The sequence below is a fragment of the Microbacterium sp. NPDC055455 genome, assembly GCF_053619935.1.
Genome location: NZ_JBSHLB010000001.1, coordinates 256721 through 276031 on the forward strand (window position 1 = coordinate 256721; position 19311 = coordinate 276031).

19 protein-coding genes are annotated in these 19311 nt (G+C 73.0%); 10 read left to right on the top strand and 9 right to left on the bottom strand.

Annotation, left to right across the window (positions count from 1 at the left end):
* The first annotated feature begins 123 nt into the window (after positions 1 to 123).
* Both ACWGUG_RS01070 and ACWGUG_RS01075 read left to right on the top strand, forming a co-directional pair.
* Positions 124 to 1743: an ATP-binding cassette domain-containing protein gene (locus ACWGUG_RS01070; protein ID WP_452323552.1), complete on the top strand. Its 1620-nt coding sequence runs from the start codon at positions 124 to 126 to the stop codon at positions 1741 to 1743.
* Positions 1740 to 2561 (top strand): ABC transporter permease, encoded by an 822-nt coding sequence (locus ACWGUG_RS01075; protein WP_452323553.1) that lies wholly within the window; start codon positions 1740 to 1742, stop codon positions 2559 to 2561. The genes ACWGUG_RS01070 and ACWGUG_RS01075 overlap by 4 nt, the downstream gene beginning before the upstream one ends.
* Positions 2562 to 2597: 36 nt before the next feature.
* On the opposite strand, the gene ACWGUG_RS01080 is transcribed toward ACWGUG_RS01075, so the two are convergent.
* On the bottom strand, positions 2598 to 3062 hold the full coding sequence (locus ACWGUG_RS01080) for a hypothetical protein (RefSeq protein WP_452323554.1): 465 nt from the start codon (positions 3060 to 3062) through the stop codon (positions 2598 to 2600).
* Positions 3063 to 3166: 104 nt separating this feature from the next.
* On the opposite strand from ACWGUG_RS01080, the gene cofG reads away from it, so the two are divergent.
* From cofG to cofC, 4 genes are read left to right on the top strand one after another with little or no spacing between them, the layout of a single operon-like run.
* Positions 3167 to 5560, top strand: a complete 2394-nt coding sequence (cofG, locus tag ACWGUG_RS01085) for a 7,8-didemethyl-8-hydroxy-5-deazariboflavin synthase CofG (protein WP_452323555.1) — start codon at positions 3167 to 3169, stop codon at positions 5558 to 5560.
* The gene (locus tag ACWGUG_RS01090) at positions 5557 to 7080 is read left to right on the top strand and encodes a flavin-containing monooxygenase (RefSeq protein ID WP_452323556.1); all 1524 of its coding nucleotides are present in this window, start codon (positions 5557 to 5559) and stop codon (positions 7078 to 7080) included. Before cofG ends, ACWGUG_RS01090 begins: the two co-directional genes overlap by 4 nt.
* A gap of 10 nt (positions 7081 to 7090) precedes the next feature.
* Positions 7091 to 8104: a glucose-6-phosphate dehydrogenase (coenzyme-F420) gene (fgd, locus tag ACWGUG_RS01095; RefSeq protein ID WP_336394372.1), complete on the top strand. Its 1014-nt coding sequence runs from the start codon at positions 7091 to 7093 to the stop codon at positions 8102 to 8104.
* Positions 8101 to 8787 carry a 2-phospho-L-lactate guanylyltransferase gene (gene cofC, locus ACWGUG_RS01100; protein ID WP_452323557.1) on the top strand — a complete coding sequence of 229 codons (687 nt, stop codon included), beginning with the start codon at positions 8101 to 8103 and terminating at the stop codon, positions 8785 to 8787. The genes fgd and cofC overlap by 4 nt, the downstream gene beginning before the upstream one ends.
* Before the next feature lie 154 nt (positions 8788 to 8941).
* On the opposite strand, the gene ACWGUG_RS01105 is transcribed toward cofC, so the two are convergent.
* From ACWGUG_RS01105 to ACWGUG_RS01140, 8 genes are all read right to left on the bottom strand, one after another.
* Positions 8942 to 10387: a DUF222 domain-containing protein gene (locus tag ACWGUG_RS01105; RefSeq protein WP_452323558.1), complete on the bottom strand. Its 1446-nt coding sequence runs from the start codon at positions 10385 to 10387 to the stop codon at positions 8942 to 8944.
* Positions 10388 to 10511: 124 nt separating this feature from the next.
* Positions 10512 to 11255 carry a sulfite exporter TauE/SafE family protein gene (locus ACWGUG_RS01110; RefSeq protein ID WP_452323559.1) on the bottom strand — a complete coding sequence of 248 codons (744 nt, stop codon included), beginning with the start codon at positions 11253 to 11255 and terminating at the stop codon, positions 10512 to 10514.
* Between the two features lies 1 nt (position 11256).
* The gene (cofD, locus tag ACWGUG_RS01115; protein WP_452323560.1) at positions 11257 to 12240 is read right to left on the bottom strand and encodes a 2-phospho-L-lactate transferase; all 984 of its coding nucleotides are present in this window, start codon (positions 12238 to 12240) and stop codon (positions 11257 to 11259) included.
* A gap of 5 nt (positions 12241 to 12245) precedes the next feature.
* Positions 12246 to 13088, bottom strand: a complete 843-nt coding sequence (locus tag ACWGUG_RS01120; RefSeq protein WP_452323561.1) for a uroporphyrinogen-III synthase — start codon at positions 13086 to 13088, stop codon at positions 12246 to 12248.
* 202 nt (positions 13089 to 13290) lie between these two features.
* Positions 13291 to 13569, bottom strand: a complete 279-nt coding sequence (locus tag ACWGUG_RS01125; RefSeq protein WP_336394366.1) for a hypothetical protein — start codon at positions 13567 to 13569, stop codon at positions 13291 to 13293.
* A complete protein-coding gene (locus ACWGUG_RS01130; RefSeq protein WP_452323562.1) occupies positions 13559 to 13960 on the bottom strand; it encodes a phage holin family protein in 402 nt (133 codons plus the stop codon). The genes ACWGUG_RS01125 and ACWGUG_RS01130 overlap by 11 nt, the downstream gene beginning before the upstream one ends.
* A gap of 4 nt (positions 13961 to 13964) precedes the next feature.
* On the bottom strand, positions 13965 to 14354 hold the full coding sequence (locus tag ACWGUG_RS01135; RefSeq protein ID WP_452323563.1) for a hypothetical protein: 390 nt from the start codon (positions 14352 to 14354) through the stop codon (positions 13965 to 13967).
* A gap of 98 nt (positions 14355 to 14452) precedes the next feature.
* The gene (locus tag ACWGUG_RS01140) at positions 14453 to 16024 is read right to left on the bottom strand and encodes a protoporphyrinogen/coproporphyrinogen oxidase (protein ID WP_452323564.1); all 1572 of its coding nucleotides are present in this window, start codon (positions 16022 to 16024) and stop codon (positions 14453 to 14455) included.
* Positions 16025 to 16103: 79 nt separating this feature from the next.
* Here ACWGUG_RS01140 and ACWGUG_RS01145 point away from each other — a divergent pair, with 79 nt between their 5' ends.
* The 4 genes from ACWGUG_RS01145 to ACWGUG_RS01160 all read left to right on the top strand — a co-directional run bounded on the left by ACWGUG_RS01145 (position 16104) and on the right by ACWGUG_RS01160 (position 19248).
* Complete coding sequence (locus ACWGUG_RS01145) at positions 16104 to 16685, top strand: HhH-GPD-type base excision DNA repair protein (protein ID WP_336394362.1); 582 nt, start codon at positions 16104 to 16106, stop codon at positions 16683 to 16685.
* Complete coding sequence (locus ACWGUG_RS01150; RefSeq protein WP_336394361.1) at positions 16685 to 17107, top strand: DUF1801 domain-containing protein; 423 nt, start codon at positions 16685 to 16687, stop codon at positions 17105 to 17107. The genes ACWGUG_RS01145 and ACWGUG_RS01150 overlap by 1 nt, the downstream gene beginning before the upstream one ends.
* A gap of 108 nt (positions 17108 to 17215) precedes the next feature.
* The gene (locus ACWGUG_RS01155; protein ID WP_336394360.1) at positions 17216 to 17683 is read left to right on the top strand and encodes a hypothetical protein; all 468 of its coding nucleotides are present in this window, start codon (positions 17216 to 17218) and stop codon (positions 17681 to 17683) included.
* Positions 17684 to 17745: 62 nt separating this feature from the next.
* Positions 17746 to 19248, top strand: coding sequence for a flotillin family protein (locus ACWGUG_RS01160; RefSeq protein ID WP_452323565.1), 1503 nt, complete (start codon positions 17746 to 17748; stop codon positions 19246 to 19248).
* Positions 19249 to 19311 lie beyond the last annotated feature (63 nt).

Here is a 19311-nt window from a genome sequence, read left to right on the forward strand (position 1 = left end):
ACTCGTTCCACGCCGGAACCGGATTTCCGCCAGGATGGGACGCAGTTCTGCTTTGAGTCCGCAAGGGAGCGGCCCGTCCCAGCCCCAACGGGGTGTTCGCTCACGACCACGAGAGGGTGAGGCATGCCCGATGGCCAGTTGCTGGAGTTCTCCGATGTCACCAAGCGCTTCGGCGCGGTCACGGCGGTGTCCGGCCTCACCGCCCAAGTCGAACCGGGGAGGGTGACGGGCTTCCTCGGACCGAACGGGGCCGGCAAGACCACGACGCTGCGCATCCTCCTCGGCCTCGTCCGCGCGACCGGCGGGCGCGCGACCATCGGGGGCAGGCGCTACGCCGACCTCGATCGGCCGCTGCACGCGGTCGGCGCGGTGCTCGAGGCCTCCAGCTTCCACCCCGGCCGCACGGCCGCCGCCCACCTGACGATCTACGCGCAGGCCGCGGGGATCGCCAGGGGCCGCGTCGACGAGGTGCTCGGCCTGGTCGGATTGTCGGATGCCGCGGGCCGCAAGGTCGGCGGCTACTCGCTGGGCATGCGCCAGCGCCTCGGGCTGGCCTATGCCCTGCTCGGCGACCCCGGCACGCTCGTGCTCGACGAGCCGGCCAACGGCCTCGATCCCGAGGGCATCCGCTGGATGCGCGGCTTCCTCCGGCAGCTCGCCGCCGAGGGGCGCACCGTGCTGGTCTCCTCCCATCTCCTGGCCGAGGTGCAGCAGACGGTCGACGCGCTGCTCATCATCGCGCGCGGCCGGCTGGTGTTCCAGGGCTCCGTCGACGAGCTCGCCGACACGGCCGAGCACGCGACCGTCGTCGACGCCCCCGATCGGGAGGCGCTCACCGCGGCCCTTCGCTCCGCCGGCGTGCCCTTCGAGGTGCTGCGGTCGGGCCTCACGGTGCGCGGACAGGACACCGTCGCGATCGGCGCCATCGCCGCGGCGTCCGGCATCGCGCTGTCGGCGCTGCACCGCCGCGGTCCGGCGCTCGAGGAGGTGTTCCTGGATCTCGTGAACGGCGCGCGCGTGCACACCGGCGCGTCGGTCGCGGCGGTCGCGGCGGTCGCCGCTGCGCAGCCGGAGGCTGCGGAGCCCGAACCCGGACGTCCGGAGGCTGCGGAACCCGAACCCGACCAGCCCGAGGCAACGGAACCCGAGGCCGAACAGCCTGAGGCGGCGGAACCCGTGTCGGGGCAGCTGGAGGCGGAGCAGCCCGAGGCGGAGCAGCCGGAGGCCGACCAGCCCGAGGCGGAGCAGCCCGACGCGGAGCAGCCCGACGCGGAGCAGCCCGACGCGGAGCAGCCCGACGCGGAGCAGCCCGAGGCACCGCGGCCGGAGGCGAGCACGGCGGCGTACGCGGTCGCCGGCACGGGCGTGATCGACATCGTGCCCGCCACCGGGGCCGACGCGCCCGAAGACGACCCGTGGGCGCCGGTGGACGCCGACCCGGACGTCGAGGCCATCGCCGCCGTGGACGACGAGCTGACCGCACCCGAGCCCCCGGACGCCGACGACCGCCCATGGGAGCGCTTCGTCAAGACCGAGTCCGACCTGGAGGCGGACGCGTTCTTCGCGGCCTTCGACGACAGCGACGGCGCCGCCGAGCCGGCACCGGCCGGCGAGGGCGGTCCCGAACCCCTCCCCGACGACACGGCCGGACCGGGCGACGACGGCGAGGACGCGGCATCCGTCACCTCCCCCGATGCTGCCGACGACGACGGATCCCGCCACGACGAAGGGGACGAGCGATGAGCCTCACCGCCGCGACGCGCGCGGAGACCACGAAGCTGTTCTCGACGAGCATCTGGTGGATCCTCGCGCTGGTGCTGTTCGCGTACATCGCCGTGACCGCCGCCGCCCTCGGCTTCATCTACGCCGCGGCGGCGACCGGATCGCTTCCCGGGAACGCCCCGCCCCTGCCCGAGGAAGGGCTCGCAGCGACGCTGTACAGCACAGCGACCGCGGTCGGATACGTCTTCCCACTGCTCGTCGGGACGCTCATGGTGACCGCGGAGTTCCGCCACAAGACGCTCACACCGACCTTCCTCGCGACGCCCCGGCGCGGGCGCGTGCTCGCCGCGAAGCTCGCCGTGGCCGCCCTGATCGGCCTGCTCCTCGGTGTCATCGGGGTGATCGCGTCTGTCGGCACGTCGGCGGCCTTCCTCGCGGGGTTCGGCATCGACACCATGCTGGGCGAATCCGACACGTGGGCGATGATGGGGCGGATGCTGCTGGCGTTCATGCTGTGGACGCTCATCGGCGTCGGCGTCGGAGCCCTCGTGCGCAACCAGGTCGGGGCGATCGTGGGCGTGCTCGTCTTCACGCAGTTCATCGAGCCGATCGGGCGCGCCGCGGCCGCATTCGTGGAGGGCCTGTCCGACGTGACGCGGTTCCTCCCGGGTGCGGCGAGCGACGCGCTGGTGGGCGCGAGCGTGTACAACGCCGGCATGCCGCAGGCCGATGGGGCCTCCGAGCTCGAGTGGTGGGTCGGCGGGCTCGTGCTCCTCGGCTACGCCGTCGTGTTCGTCGTGCTCGGGCACCTGGTGAGCTGGCGCCGCGACGTCAGCTGACGCGCCGGCTCCGGGCGGTGGCCTCGGCGGCGCTCGTCAGACCGCCGGCGCTGCGGCCGGGGTCTTGCGGCTGCGCGGCTTCTTCTCGGGGATGACGGGCGTGGTGCCGGTCTCGGCCGCGATCTCGGCGACGTCAGCGGGTTCCTCGTCGAGGTCGACCCGCAGCGCCTGCACGAGAGCGAGACCGTGCCGGGTGGTGAGGATGATGCGCTGGAACTCGGGGTGGCCCTCGAGATCGATCACGACGCTCGGGCGCCGGCGGCGGATCAGCGCGAAGTCGTCGCCGCCCGCCGAGCGCCAGGTTCCCATCGCGATGACGCCGCGCACGTACGAGCCGGGGCTCGGGTAGCCGCGAAGCCACGTCCACGCGTCGTCCGTCAGCTGCACACGGGTGATCGCGGAGCGCTCGATCACGACATTCCCCTTGCGGAATGACAGCGCGCGCTCGGAGAGCGACAGCACCACCTCGAGCTGCGTCGAGTCGAGCAGCAGCGTCACCATGGCACTAGTCTGCCAGCGGCTCCGGCGAGAACCCGGCTCATTTGCTTACGGGAGGGCAACGATCCGCGGCCCTCGCGGTGCACGCACGGTGCGAGACTGGGTCGGTGACCGTCGTGTCCCCCTCCGTCACCGTCCCGGCCGCCGCAGCCCCCTCCGCCGCCGTCGACGCCGCGCTCGTGCGCGCGGCCGCGGGAGAGCGGCTGGACGTCGGCGACGCCGAGGCGCTGCTGGGGGCGGCGGGCGACCGCTTCGAGCGGCTGCTCGCACTGGCCGGGAGGGTGCGCGACGCCGGGCTCGCAGCATCCGGCCGACCCGGCGTCATCACCTACTCGCGCAAGGTGTTCGTCCCGCTGACGACGCTGTGCCGCGACCGGTGCCACTACTGCGTGTTCGTCGACACGCCGGGTCAGCTGCTGAAGAAGCACAAGCCCGCCTTCATGTCACCCGAGCAGGTGCTCGCCGTCGTGCGGCAGGGACAGGCGATGGGGTGCAAGGAGGTGCTGCTGACGCTCGGCGATCGTCCGGAGGACCGCTGGCCCGAGGCTCGGGCGTGGCTCGACGAGCACGGGTTCGGCTCGACGATCGAGTACGTCGCCCACATCGCCCGCCTCGTCACCGCCGAGACCGGACTGCTCGCTCACGCCAACCCGGGCGTGATGAGCGAGGACGAGCTGCGGATGCTGCGGCCGGCCGCTCCGTCGATGGGCATGATGCTCGAGACGACGTCGCGCCGGCTCTTCGAGGAGCCCGGGCAGGTGCACTTCGGCTCGCCCGACAAGGACCCCGTCGTGCGACTCGAGGTGATCGACGCGGCCGGCCGCGAGCGGGTGCCGTTCACGACGGGCATCCTCGTCGGCATCGGCGAGACGGTGCACGACCGCGCGGCATCGCTCGTCGCCATCCGCGACGCCCACGAGCGGCATCAGATGGCCGGGCAGGGCCACGTGCAAGAGGTGATCGTGCAGAACTTCCGCGCGAAGCCCCGCACTGCGATGCAGGGGGCGCCCGACGCCGACCTGCTCGAGTACGTCGCCGCGGTGGCCGTGGCGCGGCTCGTGATGGGCCCGCGCATGCGCATCCAGGTGCCGCCGAATCTGTCGGACGCCGGCGAGTTCGGCCTGCTCGTGCGCGCCGGTGCCGACGACTGGGGCGGCGTCTCGCCGCTCACCGCCGACCACGTGAACCCGGAGCGGCCGTGGCCGCACCTCGACGACCTCGCGCGCATGACGGCGGAGCTCGGCTTCGCCCTCCGCGAGCGCCTGACGGCCCAGCCCGAGTTCGTGCTCGATGCCGAAACATGGATCGACCCCGCCCTGCGCCCCGCCGTGGCGGCCCTCGCGGACGCCGGGACCGGCCTGGCCGCCGCACCTGCCGTCGCGCCCGTCCGGCCCTCCCGCCTCCCTGCTCAGGAGGCGGAGGAGCGTCGCGCCTCGACAGCTCCCGGACCGGGCGTGCGGCGGCTCGCCGAGGCGGCGGCCGCCGACCCGCTCACCCTCGACGACGCCGAGTGGGTGCGGCTGCTGGGGGCGACCGGCGACGACCTCGACGTGCTCGCCGCGACCGCCGACGACGTGCGGCGCTACACCGTGGGCGAGGCCGTCACGCTCGTCGTGAACCGCAACCTCACCTCGACGGGGCTCCGCGCCGCGCCGACGGGCGAGCCTGCCGCCTTCACCCTCGACGACGTCGGCGCCATCGCGGCCGACGCGTGGGACCTGGGCGCCACCGAGCTCTGCGTGCAGGGCCGCCTCGACGCCGACGCCGAGCCGACCGGCTACCTCGACATCGCCCGTGCCGCGAAGGCGGCGGCACCCGGTCTCCACCTCCACGCCTACCGCCCCCAGGACGTCTGGGACCTCGCCGACCGCACCGGTCTCGGCCTCGACGGCGCCCTCTCGGCGATGCGCGAGGCGGGCGTCGACACCGTCCCGGGTACAGGGGTCAAGGTGCTGAGCGAGCGTGTCCGCGGGCTCGTCGCGCCGACGGACCTCGAGATCGACCGCTGGGTCGAGGGCATCACCACCGCGCACCGCGCGGGCTTCCACTCGACGAGCGTGATCTTCTACGGGCACGTCGAGACGGCCGCCGAGCGCATCGCCCACCTGCGGCGGCTCCGCGCGATCCAGGATGAGACCGGCGGCTTCTCGGAATTCGTGCCGATCCCGCTGCCGGGCCCGGCCGGGGGCGTCCCGCTCGTGCCGGGCCGCGCCGCGCTCGACGAGCACCGCGCGATGGTGGCGGTGTCGCGCCTGCTGCTGTCGGGCAGCATCCCGCACGTCCAGATCCCGTGGACGCGCGTCGGGCGCGCGGCATCCGCCGTCCTCCTGCAGTCCGGCGGCGACGACCTCGGCGGCGCCCTGCTCGACGGGCGCGTCAAGCCCGAGGCGGGGATCGAGCACGGTCTCGAGCTGCCGGTGACGGATGCCGCCGCCCTGGTCGCGCGACTGTTCCGGCCGTTCCGCCTGCGCACGACCACCTACGGTCAGGTCGCCCGATGACCCGCGTCGAGGTCGCGATCGTCGGCGCCGGGTTCGCGGGCATCGGCGTGGCGTCGGCGCTGCGTCGCGCGGGCCGCGAGGACGTCGTGGTGCTCGAGCGCGCGGCATCCGTCGGCGGCACGTGGCGCGACAACACCTACCCCGGCATCGCGTGCGACGTGCCCTCGCACCTCTACGGCTTCGCGGCGCACCCCAACCCGTCCTGGTCTGGCACCTACGCGAAGGGCGACGAGATCCGGGCGTATCTCGAGCATGTCGTCGACGCGGAAGGGCTGCGCGACCGCCTGCGGCTCCGCACCGCGATGCGGGGGGCGCAGTGGGATGCCGCGCTCGGCCTCTGGCGGATCAGCACCGGCTCGTCCGGGACGTGGCCCGGCACGCCAGATCACGGCGACACGCCCGACGGGGACCGCGGGGACGAGGTCATCGTCGCCGACGTGCTCGTGCTCGCGTGCGGGCGGCTCACCGAGCCCTCGATCCCCCGGATCGCCGGACTCGAGACCTTCCCGGGCCCGCTGTTCCACTCGGCGCGGTGGGACCATTCCGCCGAGCTGGCCGGCGCCCGCGTGGCGATCGCCGGCACCGGGGCGAGCGCGATCCAGATCGTTCCCGAGCTCGCCCGCACAGCGGCGCACGTCACCCTCTTCCAGCGCACGCCCGCCTGGATCGTGCCGCGCGGCGGCGATTCGTACTCCGACGCCGACCGCGCCCGGTTCGCCGCGACTCCGCAGGCGCTCGAGGCGCTGCGTGCCGACCTGTACGCCGAGGGCGAGGCGCGCTTCGCCTCGCGATCGGGCGACTCCGACGCCGCGGCCGAGGCCGAGGCCGTCGCGCGCGCGCACCTCGAGCGACAGGTCCCCGACGCGGCGCTGCGCGCCGCGCTCACGCCGGACTACGCGTTCGGCTGCAAGCGCGTGCTGCTGTCGGACGACTTCTACCCCGCCGTCGCCTCCGGGGCGGTCTCGCTCGTCCGCGGCGCGCTTTCGTCCGTCGAGGGCTCGACGCTCGTCGGCTCCGACGGTTCGCGGCACGAGGCCGACGCCCTCGTCCTCGCGACGGGTTTCGCCTCGACCCGCCAGCCCTACGCCGAGCTCGTCGCCGGCGAGGACGGCACGACGCTCGCCGCGCACTGGTCGGGCGGCATGACGGCGTTCGCCTCGACCGTCGTCGCGGGGTTCCCGAATCTCTTCGTGCTCAACGGCCCGAACGCGTCGCTCGGCCACTCCTCCTCCGTGCTCATGATCGAGGAGCAGGCGGCGTACGTCGCGCGCGTGCTGGACGACCGCGGCGGACGCGTGCTGCGCGTCGACCCCGAGGCCGAGCGCGCGTACACCGCCGAGATCGCGCGGGCCGCGGCATCCACTCGCTGGATGACCGGCGGATGCCGCAACTGGTACGTCGACGAGCGCTCGGGGCGGCTCACGCTGCTGTGGCCGGGCACCGTCGACGCCTTCCGCGCGCGCATCGCCCGAGCCGACGGCTCGGAGTTCCTGCCCGAACCCGCCCCCGTTCCCCGCTGAGAGGACACTCATGCCCGTTCCCCTGCGCTTCGGCTACAAGGCCTCCGCCGAGCAGTTCGGCCCGGCCGAGCTGCTGGACTACGCCATTCAGGCGGAGGAGGCCGGGTTCGACTCGGTCTTCATCTCGGACCACCTGCAGCCGTGGCTGCACGAGGGCGGCCACGCTCCGGCATCCGTCCCCTGGCTCGGGGCGCTCGGCGCGAAGACGTCGCGCGTGCTGATCGGCACGTCGGTGCTCACGCCGACGTTCCGTTACAACCCGACGGTCGTCGCCCAGGATTTCGCGACGCTCGGCGTCATGTACCCGGGACGCGTGATCCTCGGGGTCGGCACCGGCGAGGCGCTCAACGAGGCGAACCTCGGCATCACCTGGCCCGAGCCGCCGGAGCGCTTCCAGCGGCTCAAGGAGGCGATCGGCCTCATCCGCCGGCTGTGGTCGGAGGACCGCGTCACCTTCGACGGCACCTACTACCACGCCCGGAACATCACCATCTACGACAAGCTCCCCGAGCCGGTGCCGATCTACATCGGGGCCGCGGGCCCGGCCGCCACCCGCCTCGCCGGCCGGATCGCCGACGGGTTCATCACGACGAGCGGCAAGAAGCGGGAGCTGTACACCGACACGCTGCTGCCGGCGCTCCACGAGGGGCTCGAGAAGGCCGGCCGCGCACCCGACGCCATCGACACGCTCATCGAGGTGAAGGTCTCGCTCGACGAGAGCCTCGAGGCCGCGCAGGAGAAGACGCGGTTCTGGGCGCCGCTCGCGCTGACCCCCGAGGAGAAGATGGGCGTGGACGACCCCATCGAGATGCAGCGGCTCGGCGAGGCCCTGCCGATCGAGCGCGCCGCATCACGGTTCATCGTGTCGGACGACCCCGACGAGCACGTCGAACGCATCTCGTGGTACGTCGAGCTCGGCTTCCGCCACCTGGTGTTCCACGACCCGGGGCACGACCAGGGCTCGTTCCTGCGGATGTACGGCGAGGAGATCCTGCCGCGCCTCCGGGCCAAGTTCGGCGCGTGACGCCCTGGTTCACGCGGCGGTCGCGGGCTGAGCCCGTTGGGGCGCCGGCCCCTGCGCTGCGCTGGGTCGTCGTCGTCCCGGTGAAGAGGTCGGCGCAGGGCAAGTCGCGGCTCGAGGTTGCGGGCGTGGACCGCGCGGAGCTCGCGCGGGCGATCGCCCTCGACACGATCGAGGCCGCAGCGCGCTGCGAGAGCGTGCTGCAGGTCGTCGTCGTCTCGGACGACCCGGTGCTCGCACGCGAGTCGGCGACGATCCCCGCGCTGCGGACCGTCTCCGAGGGTGATCCGCGCGGACTCGACGTCGCGGTCGCGACCGGTATCGAGGCGATCGACCCGAGTGGACGGATGCCGCGCGCGGCGCTCCTCGGCGACCTCCCCTCGCTCCGCCCCGCCGACCTCCACGAGGCGCTGCGGGCTGCGGCATCCGTCGACCGCGCTGTCGTCGCCGACGCCGAGGGAACCGGCTCGACCATGGTGACGGCCCGGCCCGGGGTGCCCTGGTCGTCGTCCTTCGGCGACGGCTCCTTCGCGCGGCACACGGGCGCGGGGTGCACGCCGTTGGAGATTCCGGATGCCTCGACCCTCCGTCGTGACGTCGACACCGCAGATCAGCTCGAGGCTGCGGTACGGCTGGTGGTGGGCTGGAGGACGGCTGCGGTGCTCGGAGCCTCCCCTGCGCATTGAGCAAGGGTGGACTCGCCACTCTGGATGTCCATTCCGTGAGCCTGACGCCATCGCTCGAGTGCCGCAAGTGACGACGAGTGCGTTCTCCCACGACTCCTCCCGCACCGGGGGGGTGGCCCACTCTCAGGAGGGCGCGGGTTTCGCGGGGCAGCACTCACTCCCGGGCGACGAACCGCAGACCCGGCGGCGGGCGATCGATGTAGCGTCGGCCCAGTGGACTCGTCCACGCGAGCACGCCGCCGGAGTGCTGCTCGACCTGCCACGGAGTGTGATGCTTCAGCGTGTGATGTCGGCGGCACAGGTGGGCGAGATTCGTGTGCTCGGTCGGACCGCCGTGCTGGTGATCGATGGTGTGGTCGATGTCGGAGCGCCACACGGGCATGCGGCAGCCGGGGAATCGACAGTGCTCGTCGCGTGCCCGGAGGTGACGCCGCTGGGCCTCGGTCGGGAACCTGCGATCGACCGCAAGGACATCGCCCGAGACCGGATCGGTGAGCACGCGATCCCAGAGGGTCGCCGCACCCAGCAGCCGCCGCGCGGACTCGGGGTCGATCGGCGCGCGCCCGGTGAGCACGGGCGCGGGGCCGTCATCGCCGACGAGCGTCTGGAAGGGCACCGTGAGCTGCACGATCGCCTGCAATGCATCGATGCCTTCACCCCCGGACCGGTCAACCCCCGCGATCGTCGGATGACCTGTGAGCACGAGGTCGCACATCGCGTCGGCCCGCAGCTGATCCATCGTTCGGTCGTCGGGGTCGGGAGCATCGAGACCGATCGTGCCGGCGTGGCGATCAGGCGCGTCCTCGCCCTCGCCGAACGCGCCGACCGCGCCGACCGCGCCGATCGCGGCATCTTTCACCGATCGCGCGATTCGCGTCAGGCGATCGTGGATGCCGTGCGCCAGCACCGACGGGAGCAGAGCCCACAACTCGGTCATCCCGTCGTCCACGTCGTGAAGCGTCACTCTCCGCCCGACACGGGCCTCGGCGTGACGCTCGGCGATCGTCGACGGCGCGTAGTCTGCGGCGATCGAGGTCGCGACCACGCGCAGGCGGCCGGTCGTGAGCCCGGCGGCGCGGTCGAGCACGGCGGCCTCGTAGGACGCTCGGCCCTCAGGTGACGCGACCCGCACGCCCGCGTCGACCACCACCCGGGCGTGCGGCAGCGAGAGTCGCCCGGCTTCGAGCGCCGACATGGTCTGCGGGAAGCGGTCGCGCATCACAAGCGCGTCGTCCATGCGCTGCTCGATCGTGCGGTCGGCCATGCCGACGGCGCACGCGAGCTCGGCGGCGACGTTGCGCACCGACAACGGGGCGTCGTCGCGCATCGTGCCGTCTTCGAGGGCGAGGTCCATGGCCTCGGCCAGCAGCCGCACCTGCGCACCCTGCCACCGCGCGATCTGCTCGGTGACCCTCTCCCACTTGTACAGCAGCTCCTCGCGGCGCATCGCCACGACATCCCACTTGTGCCTCGACTCCATGCGCGGCCCGGTCTCCAGGGGCCCGTCGTACGGCTCTTCCCACCCCTCGGCGGCCAACTCACGCTCGCGCCAGAGCATCGCTTCGACCTCTTCGTCGAGAATCGGCGGCGGTGCGTTCATGCGTCTATTGTCGCGCCGGCCTCCGACATCATCTTCGAGTCCACCAGGATCATCCACATGTGGATGATCGAAGATCGGAACGACGAGGAACGTCCCCATCCCAGTCCGAACCGCGCCCGAGAACCTACGACACGAGCAGGTACGTCGCCCCCACGATCGTGAACGCGATCACCAGTCGCTCGAACACCGTCTGATCGAGCCGATCCGCGATCCAGCGGCCGGCCAGGGCCGCGACGATCACGAACGGCACGAGCACCAGGTCGATGAGCAGCCCCGGGACCGTGATGATGCCGATGCCGATCGAGAACGGCACCTTGAAGAGGTTCACGATCGCGAAGAACCAGGCGGCGGTGCCGAGGAAGGCCTTCACCTCGAACCGGGCGGCGAGGAAGTACATCGACATCACCGGACCGGCGGCATTGGCCACCATCGTGGTGAACCCGCCGAGCGAGCCGTAGGTCGCGGCGGCGACGCGGTGCGGCCCGTCCGTGTCGACCTGCGAGGCGAACCGCCGTCGCAGCAGCGTGATCGCGATGACGGCGAGGAGGATCACGCCGATCGTCCGCTTGACCCACAGGTCGTCGGCGAACCACAGGAAGACGACGCCCGCCAGCACGCCGGCCACCACGGCCGGCGCGAGCCGCAGCAGGGTGCGCCAGTCGGCGTGGCGCCGGTACATCGTCACCGCGAAGATGTCGGCGACGATCAGCAGCAGGAGCAGCACGCCGGTCGACTGCCGCGCCGGCAGGACGGCGGCGAAGATGGCGACCGCGATGGTCCCCGCTCCCGGCACGGCGGTCTTCGAGAGCCCGACGATCACCGCCGCGACGCCGAGGAGCACCCACGCCGACCAGGCGAGTTCCGGCACGTCAGACCCCGGCCGCCGCGAGGGCGGCCTCGGCGAGCGCGGCGCGGCGCGCGGCATCCGTCATCCACAGCGGACGGACGAGGGATCGGATGCCGTGCCCGGCCACCTCGTCGGACGCGGACGCGTCCTCCTCGGCGATCAGCCAAGCGTCGAGGATCCCGCCGGTGCCGCGGGCACCGTAGAGGGAGGCGACGGCGGCCGCCGAGGTGTCGACGCCGATCGCGGTGAGGCACACGTCGGCCATGCCGCGCACGACCTTCCCTCCGATGATCGGCGAGACGCCGACCACCTGGGCGGGCGCAGCGCGCAGCGCGTCGCGGACGCCGGGCACGGCGAGGATGGGGCCGATCGACACGACCGGGTTCGAGGGCGCGACGAGCACGGCATCGGCGGCCGCGATGGCGGCGGTCACGCCGGGCGCGGCTGCCGCGGCCTCGATGCCCGGATTCTCGAACCGGGCGGGAGCGAGGGTGGCGCGGTTGCGCGTCCACCACTCCTGGAAGTGCAGGCGCGTGCCGTCGCTCAGCACGACGACGGTGTCCACCTCGTCGTCGGTCATCGGCAGCAGTCGTGCTCCGAGGTCCCACCGCCGCGACATGCGCTCGAGCACGCCCGTGGGCGTCGCGCCCTCGCGCAGCCACCCGGTGCGTGCGAGATGGGTGCCGAGATCGAGGTCGCCGAGGGTGAACCACGGCCATCCGGCTCCCCACTCCTGGAGCTCGTGGTTGACGCGCTCACTGTCGCCCTGGCGGCCCCACCCCCGCTCGGCGTCGTTCACCCCGGCCAGGGCGTAGGTGATCGAGTCGACGTCGGGCTGGAGCCGCACACCCGAGAGCCACAGATCGTCGCCCGTGTTGACCACGACGGTCAGCGCCGAGGCGGTGTCGTCGACCCCCCGCTCACGCAGCGCGTCGCGCACGCCGAGCACGAACTTGGAGCCGCCGACGCCGCCCGCGAGCACGACGACGCGCGGTGAGTCCGTCACCGGGCTCAGCTCCGGTCGGCGCGCAGCCGCGGCAGCACACCCGTCTTCGGGGCGAACTCGTCGGCGGCGTGGGGCAGGTCGAACTTGCCGACCGCGTCGATGAGGGCGTCGACCGTCTGCGCGTCGGCGACGACGTCGACGTCGAGCCCGGCGCGGCGGGCGTCGCGGGCGGTGCGCGGGCCGATGGCGGCGATCAGGGTCGTGCGCGGGATCACGGGGAACTGGTCGTGCACCTGCTCGGCGACCGAGCCGCTGGTGACGAGGATGGCGTTGATGCGACCGGAGCGGACGTCCTCGGCGATGCGCTCGGTGACGGGGACCCCGACCGTGCGGTACGCCACGACGCTGCGGACGCGGTGGCCGGCCTCGGTGAGCATGCGCGTGAGCACGGGCTTGGCGATCTCGCTGCGGAGGGTGAGGATGTCGCGGGCCTGCGGCTCGAGCGCGATGAGCTGCTCGGCCATGCCGGCGGCGGAGTTGTCGCGCTCGGGGACGAGGTCGACGCGATACCCGACGGCGAGCAGCGCCGCCGCGGTCGTCTCGCCGACCGCCGCGACCTTGGTCGTCGGCGGCACGACGGCACGGTAGGCGTACAGCACGTCGACGGTCGTGGCACTGGTCACGGTGAGCCAGTCGAAGGCGCCGGCGGCGAGGTCGGCGATCGCCTGCTCGAGGGTGGCCTGGTCGTTGGTCGGGGCGAAGTTGATCAGCGGCGCGATGACCGGGGTCGCGCCCTGACGGCGCAGGGTGGCCGCGACGCCGTCGCCCCAGGGGCCGCCACGGGGCACGAGGACGCGCCAGCCGGTGAGCGGCTTGGCGGACTGGTGCTGTGCTGCGGCGGTGTTCATAAGGGGGTCGACTCTCGATGGTGCTCAGTCGGCCGCCCACGACGTTCGAGCAGCCGATTGCGCGATTGGAATCGGGTTCGCGCGATCGGCAGCATACGCACCATTGCACTGCCTTGCCTCACGAGCATACCCCTCCTTGCGGGAGGCGGGGACCGCCGTCGGGGGACGGTGGCGGCGAGGGCGGCGGGCGGAGCGGTCCGGGTCAGCGGGTGTAGAGGCGGACGAAACCCCACACCGCGGCGCCGACTGCGGCGGCGGACACGATCACCGCGACGGCGGCCAGCGCGGGATTGCGGCGCTGGAAGGTGCGGGCCCGGTCGATCCCGACATCGAGCGCGCGCCCGGCGCGCCGGGGCAGGTTCGCCTTCTCCTCGATGGCGGCGAGGGCGGCCTTCAGCTCGGTGCGCGCCTGCACCACGGGGTCGGCGATGCCGAGGGGGACGGCGGTGCGCGGGACCGGCACGACGGCGTCAGAGCTCATCGCGGACCTCCTTGACGTCGAGGGCGATCGATTCCACCGGGTTCTGGCGTTCGCCGATCTTGCGGAAGCGCAGGATGCCCAGCAGCGCCAGCACCGCGGTGATGATCAGCATGCCGAAGAAGACGACGAGCGCTGAGAGCCACACCGGCCACCAGGCCGACAGCCCGGCGATCACGAAGGTGCCGAGCACGGGGACGGACCAGAACAGCACGAACAGCGCCGCGAACACCCACAGGGCGCCCCAGCCCCCGTCCTTCGCCGTCCGGGCGAGCCAGACCTTGGCGGCGTCGATCTCGGCGATGACGAGGTTGCGGACCAGCTCCGGGATCTCCCCGACGAGGGTGAGCAGGCTGTCGTCCGCGCGGTCGCGGAAGCCACGCGGTGTGGTCATCACGTCAGGCCCCGCCGCGTCCGTTCTCGGAGGGGTCCCCGACCGCGTCGTCCACGGCGTCCTTCACGGCCTCCGCGGAGGTCTGCGCCGCCCGGCCGACGTCGTCGGAGGATTCCTTCCCGACCTTGATCGCGGCGTCCAGGCGCTCGCCGGGAGTGCCCTTCGAACCGGCGGCCTTGGTGACCTTGACGGCCGAGTCCCAGATGGTCGAGGGCAGCGCCATCGTCTGGGACTTCGCGAAGTCCTTGACCTTGACGACCTGCTCCTGCACCTGGTCCATGTTCCAGACCTTGAGCCACTGCTCCTTGATCTGCTCGTAGCGCTCGCGACCGGCCCTGCTCCCGAGCACATACCCGATGGCGATCCCGACGACGAGTCCTGCTTTGCCCTTCATGAGGTCTCCTCACGCTCGGTGTGACCTGACGATGCTCCCAGGGTAGCCCTGTATGCCGATCAGGGCATCCACCCTTGACACCGCTCGCCGCGCGGTGTTCACTTCTTCGGCCCGGCTCCCCACAGCACGCGACGACGGAGCTCGTCGGCCTGGTTCTGCGCGTCGGCGACGACCCGCGCAAGCCCGCTCCCGGCGAGCCATGCGCCCACCACCGCCAGATCCGGAACCCTCCCGGCGTCGGCGCGGACGCCGGCGGCGCGCTCGCGCTGCCCCATCGCCGAGGCGGGCGGCGCCAGCCGGTACACGCCCCGGTGGAAGCCCGCGACGCGGTCGGCGTCGAGCGGGACGCCGAGCAGGGCGGACGCCTCGCCCGCAGCGAGCGCGGCGGCGTCGGCATCCGTCATCCCGGCCGTCGCCGGTGCGGCGCCGGGCCCGCCGAACGCCACGCGCACGACGTGCCGGCCCGGGCCCGCCGCGCGGGCGATCCACTCCCACCGCGCGGTCTCGTGCACGAGACCGCTGGCCCGGCCGGTGCCGGGGACGGCGTGGACGTGCGCGCCGCGCGGCGCCGCGTCGAGCTCGGGCGCGTCGAGCACGAGCGTCACGACCTCGCGGACGATCCCGGCGGGCGATGTCTGCGCGAAGGCGGCGTCGCCGAGCACCGGCCCGAGAAGTGCGCGCGCCGCCGCCTCGTCGGCGGCGACGACGACCGCGTCGGCGGTGAGCTCGGCCGGCTCGACGGGCTCGCCCTCCGGCGCCGCAGTGTCACCCTCCGGCGCCGTGGGCTCCTCGAGCGTGACGCTCCATACGCCGTCGTGCCGCGCCAGCCCGGTCGCACGGGCTCCGGTGTGCACCACGGCGCCGCGCTCGGCCAGGCGCGCGGCGAGCGCGGCGACGAGCTGAGGCATCCCGCCGTCCAGTCCTTCGATCGAGCCACCCCGGGACGCGTCGATGCGGAGCTCGGCGACCGCGCCGCTCAGCGACCCCGTGCGGGTGAGCGCCGAGCCGAGCCCGGGCGCGGCGACCACGACGTCGACGTCGTCGGGCGCGACGCCGAAACGGTCGAGGCTGAGAGGCGCGACGAGGCGGTCGCGCACCTTCTCGCCCATGCGTCCGCCGACGAGCCGGCCGAGGCTGCGCTGCTTCCCGATGGTCAGCGGCGGCCGCAGGCGGTCCAGGTACGCGCGCCATGTGCCGCTCCAGCCGATGATGCGGCGCACGCTCTCGTCCCACGGGTTGGCGGGGATGCCGAGCACCTGCTCGGCCGGAAGGGGTGCGGCCGCACCCTTGGGCAGTCCCGCGATCCACTCGCTGTCGTCGCGCGGCCGTACGATCGCCGCGTCGGGCAGCACCTCGTCGATCAGGGCGCGCACCGCGCCGCCCCGGGTGGACCAGCACGTGACGCCCGTGTCGAGGTCGAGTCCGGCGATGCGCGTCGCCCCGATCGTGCCGCCGAGTCGATCGGATGCCTCGACCACCGTCACATCCATGCCGACCTTCGCGCACTCCCACGCGGCGACGAGTCCGGCGATGCCGCCGCCGACCACGACGACGCGCGTGTCGCGGGCGTGGGCGACGAGGTCCGGGAGCGGCTCGGCGGCCGGGCCCACGCGCCCGGAGGCTCCGGGCGACGCGCCGGCGGCGTCTGGAGTGGGCGTGGGGTGGGTCACGGCATCCATCCTCCCATCCGGGTGGTCCTCCCCCTCCGGCACTGTGCCGCCGCGGCGGGGCTGGTGGGAGACTGGGGCCATGACGCTCCACATCACGGGCGACGACGCCGCCGACCGCCTGCTGACCGACGACCCGCTCGCGCTCCTCATCGGCATGCTGCTGGACCAGCAGGTCGCGATGGAGACCGCGTTCGCCGGCCCGCTGAAGATCTCCGAACGCGCGGGCACGCTCGATGCCTCGGCACTCGCGAGCTTCGACCCGCAGGCGTTCGCGGAGCTGTTCGCGGCGACGCCCGCGGTGCACCGCTTCCCCGGGTCCATGGCCGCGCGCGTGCAGGCGCTGTGCGCCGCGGTGGAGCAGGAGTGGGGCGGCGACGCCTCGGCGATCTGGCGACAGGGCGAGCCGGACGGCGCCACCGTCCTGAAGCGCCTCAAGAAGCTGCCGGGCTTCGGGGAGCAGAAGGCCAAGATCTTCCTCGCGCTGCTCGGCAAGCAGTACGGGTACACCGGCGACGGCTGGCGCGAGGCATCCGCCCCCTACGGCGAGGAGGGGTCGTACCGCAGCGTCGCCGACATCGTCTCGCCGGAATCGCTGACCAAGGTGCGCGAGCACAAGCGCGCGATGAAATCCGCGGCGAAGAGCGGCGGCGGAGGGGTCTGATGAAGAAGACCGGAGGGGACGTCGACGAGTTCATCGCCGCCGTCACGCCCGCCAAGCGGCAGCGGGACGCGGCGGCCATGGTGCAGCTGATGCGCGACGTCACGGGCCGCGAGCCCGAGCTGTGGGGCACGATCATCGGCTTCGGCTCGTGCCATTACCGGTACCCGACCGGCACGGAGGGCGACGCACCGATCGCCGGGTTCGCGCCGCGCAGGCAGGCGACGACCGTCTATCTGCTCCGCACCGACGCGCACGCGGAGCGCCTCGCGCAGCTCGGGCCGCACGACACCGGCGTCGGCTGCCTGTACATCAAGGATCTGGACACCGTCGACACCGCGGTCCTGCGCGACATCGTGGCGGAGGACTACCGCAGGGTGATGGAGGGCGACACCGGACCGGCGACGCTCACCGTCACGGACTGAGGCGGCCGGGCACCCGGTTCTCCCCAGGCGGGCGGTTCCCGCCAGCGGTGAGACACCCAGTCCCACTAGGGTGGGGGGACCTCGCCCGTCGCCCTTCGTGGAGATCCCGTGCTGCCGTTCCTGATCGTCGGAGGCGTCGGCCTCGCCGTCCTGCTGATCTCGCTCATCGTCGGCGACATCTTCGACCACTTCGACATCGGCGACGGCGCCATCTCGGGCACCGCCCTCGGCATCGCCGCGGTCGTGTTCGGGGCGTCCGGCGCATTGACCTACACCAGCGGCCTCGACACGGTGTGGGCCTACGTGCTCGCGGCGGTGCTCGCCGTGCTGGCCTACCTCATCGCGGTGCTCTTCGTGAAGCGGCTGACGCAGAGCTCCGACGGGGCACCCGCCTCCGCGGTCGGGCTGTCGGGCGTGACCCGCTCCACGGTGTCGCCCGCCGGCGGCGAGGTGAGCCTCGACGGTCCGCAGGAGGTCGAGCGCCGGCTCGCGTACGCCGACGAGACCATCGTCGAGGGCGTGCGGATCCGCGTCGTCGAGCACTCCGGCACCCGCGTCAAGGTCGTCGCGGAGTAACCCTCGTCCCGGCCGCGTGCGGGTGGGGGACCCGGCGCGGCACCACACAGGAAAGGTCGTCCATGACCAACGAACTCATCCAGGTCATCGCGGTCGTCGCCCTCATCGTGGCGGTGCTCGGTCTGATCACGTTCATCGCGCGCCGCATCCGGCGCGTCCCGCCCAACGAGGCGCTCGTGATCGTCGGCCGCGGTGCGGGCAAGCCCGACCCCAGCGAGATCGGCAGCGGCCAGCGCGTCGTGATCGGCGGCCGCACCTTCGTCTGGCCGATCCTCCAGCAGGGCTTCTCGATCTCGCTCGAGCAGCGCCAGATCGGCATCACGGTCGAGGGCGTCGACAAGAACCGCATCAAGATCGCCATCAAGGCCTCGATCAACTTCAAGGTGTCGGGCACCGAAGAGGGCGTGCGCCGGGCGGCGCAGCGCTTCCTCTCGCAGCAGGACCTGCTCACCGAGATCATCAAGGAATCGCTCGAGGGGTCGCTCCGCTCCATCGTGGGCGACATGACGATCGAGCAGATCATCTCCGACCGCAAGAGCCTGTCCGACCGCGTCGTCGCCGAGACCAAGGCCGACCTCGTCGAGCAGGGGCTCCAGGTGGACCTCCTCAACATCAGCGACATCTCGACGCCGGGCAGCGACTACCTCGCGAACCTCGGTCGCGCCGAGGCGGCCCGCGCACGCCAGGTCGCCGAGATCAGCGAGGCCGAGGCGTCCCGCGCCAGCGAGTTCGCGCGCATCGAGGCGGCGGAGCAGATCGCCGAGCGCCAGAAGGCGCTCGCCCTCAAGCAGGCGACGATCAAGGCCGAGACCGACCGCGCCAACGCCGAGGCGCAGGCGGCCGGTCAGCTGGCGACCGCCGAGCAGGACAAGCTCGTCGCCGTGCAGGAGCGAGAGGCGCTGACCGAGCAGGCGCTGGTGACGCAGGAGCGCCTCGACATCGAGATCCGCAAGCCCGCCGAGGCGCAGGCGTACGCCGAGGTGCAGCGCGCGACCGCGCAGCGCGATGCGGCGAACGCCGCGACCGAGGCCGACGCGTACAAGCGCACGAAGATCGCCGAGGCCAACAAGGTCGCCGCCGTGCAGGACGCCGAGGCCGCCGCCACCGCGGTCCGCGTGTCGGGCGAGGCCGAGCGCGACAAGCAGGTCGCCCTCGCGGCCGGCATCAAGGCCGAGGGTGACGCGCGGGCGTCCGCGATCCAGGCCGAGGGTCTCGCCGAGGCCGCCTCGACCGACGCGAAGGCCCTCGCCCTGCAGAAGTACGGCGAGGCAGCGCTCGCGCAGGAGATCATCTCGCGCCTGCCCGAGATCGTGCGCGCCGCCGCCGAGCCCATCGCCTCGATCGACAAGCTCACGGTGGTCTCGACCGACGGCGCCTCCGAGATGACCAAGACGGTGGGCAAGGTGCTCGGCGAGGGCACCGAGGTCGTCAAGGGCCTCACCGGCCTCGACCTCCACGCGCTCCTGCAGGGCTACGCGCTGAAGGCCGCCGGCGCCGACGGCCTCGCCGTGTCGGGCGCGGCCATGGCGGCGTCGGACGGCGCGAAGAGCGCGGCGAACGGCTAGACCCGTGGAACGGCGGATGCCTCGACCCGGCCGGGTCGAGGCATCCGGCCTCGCGTGAGAGCG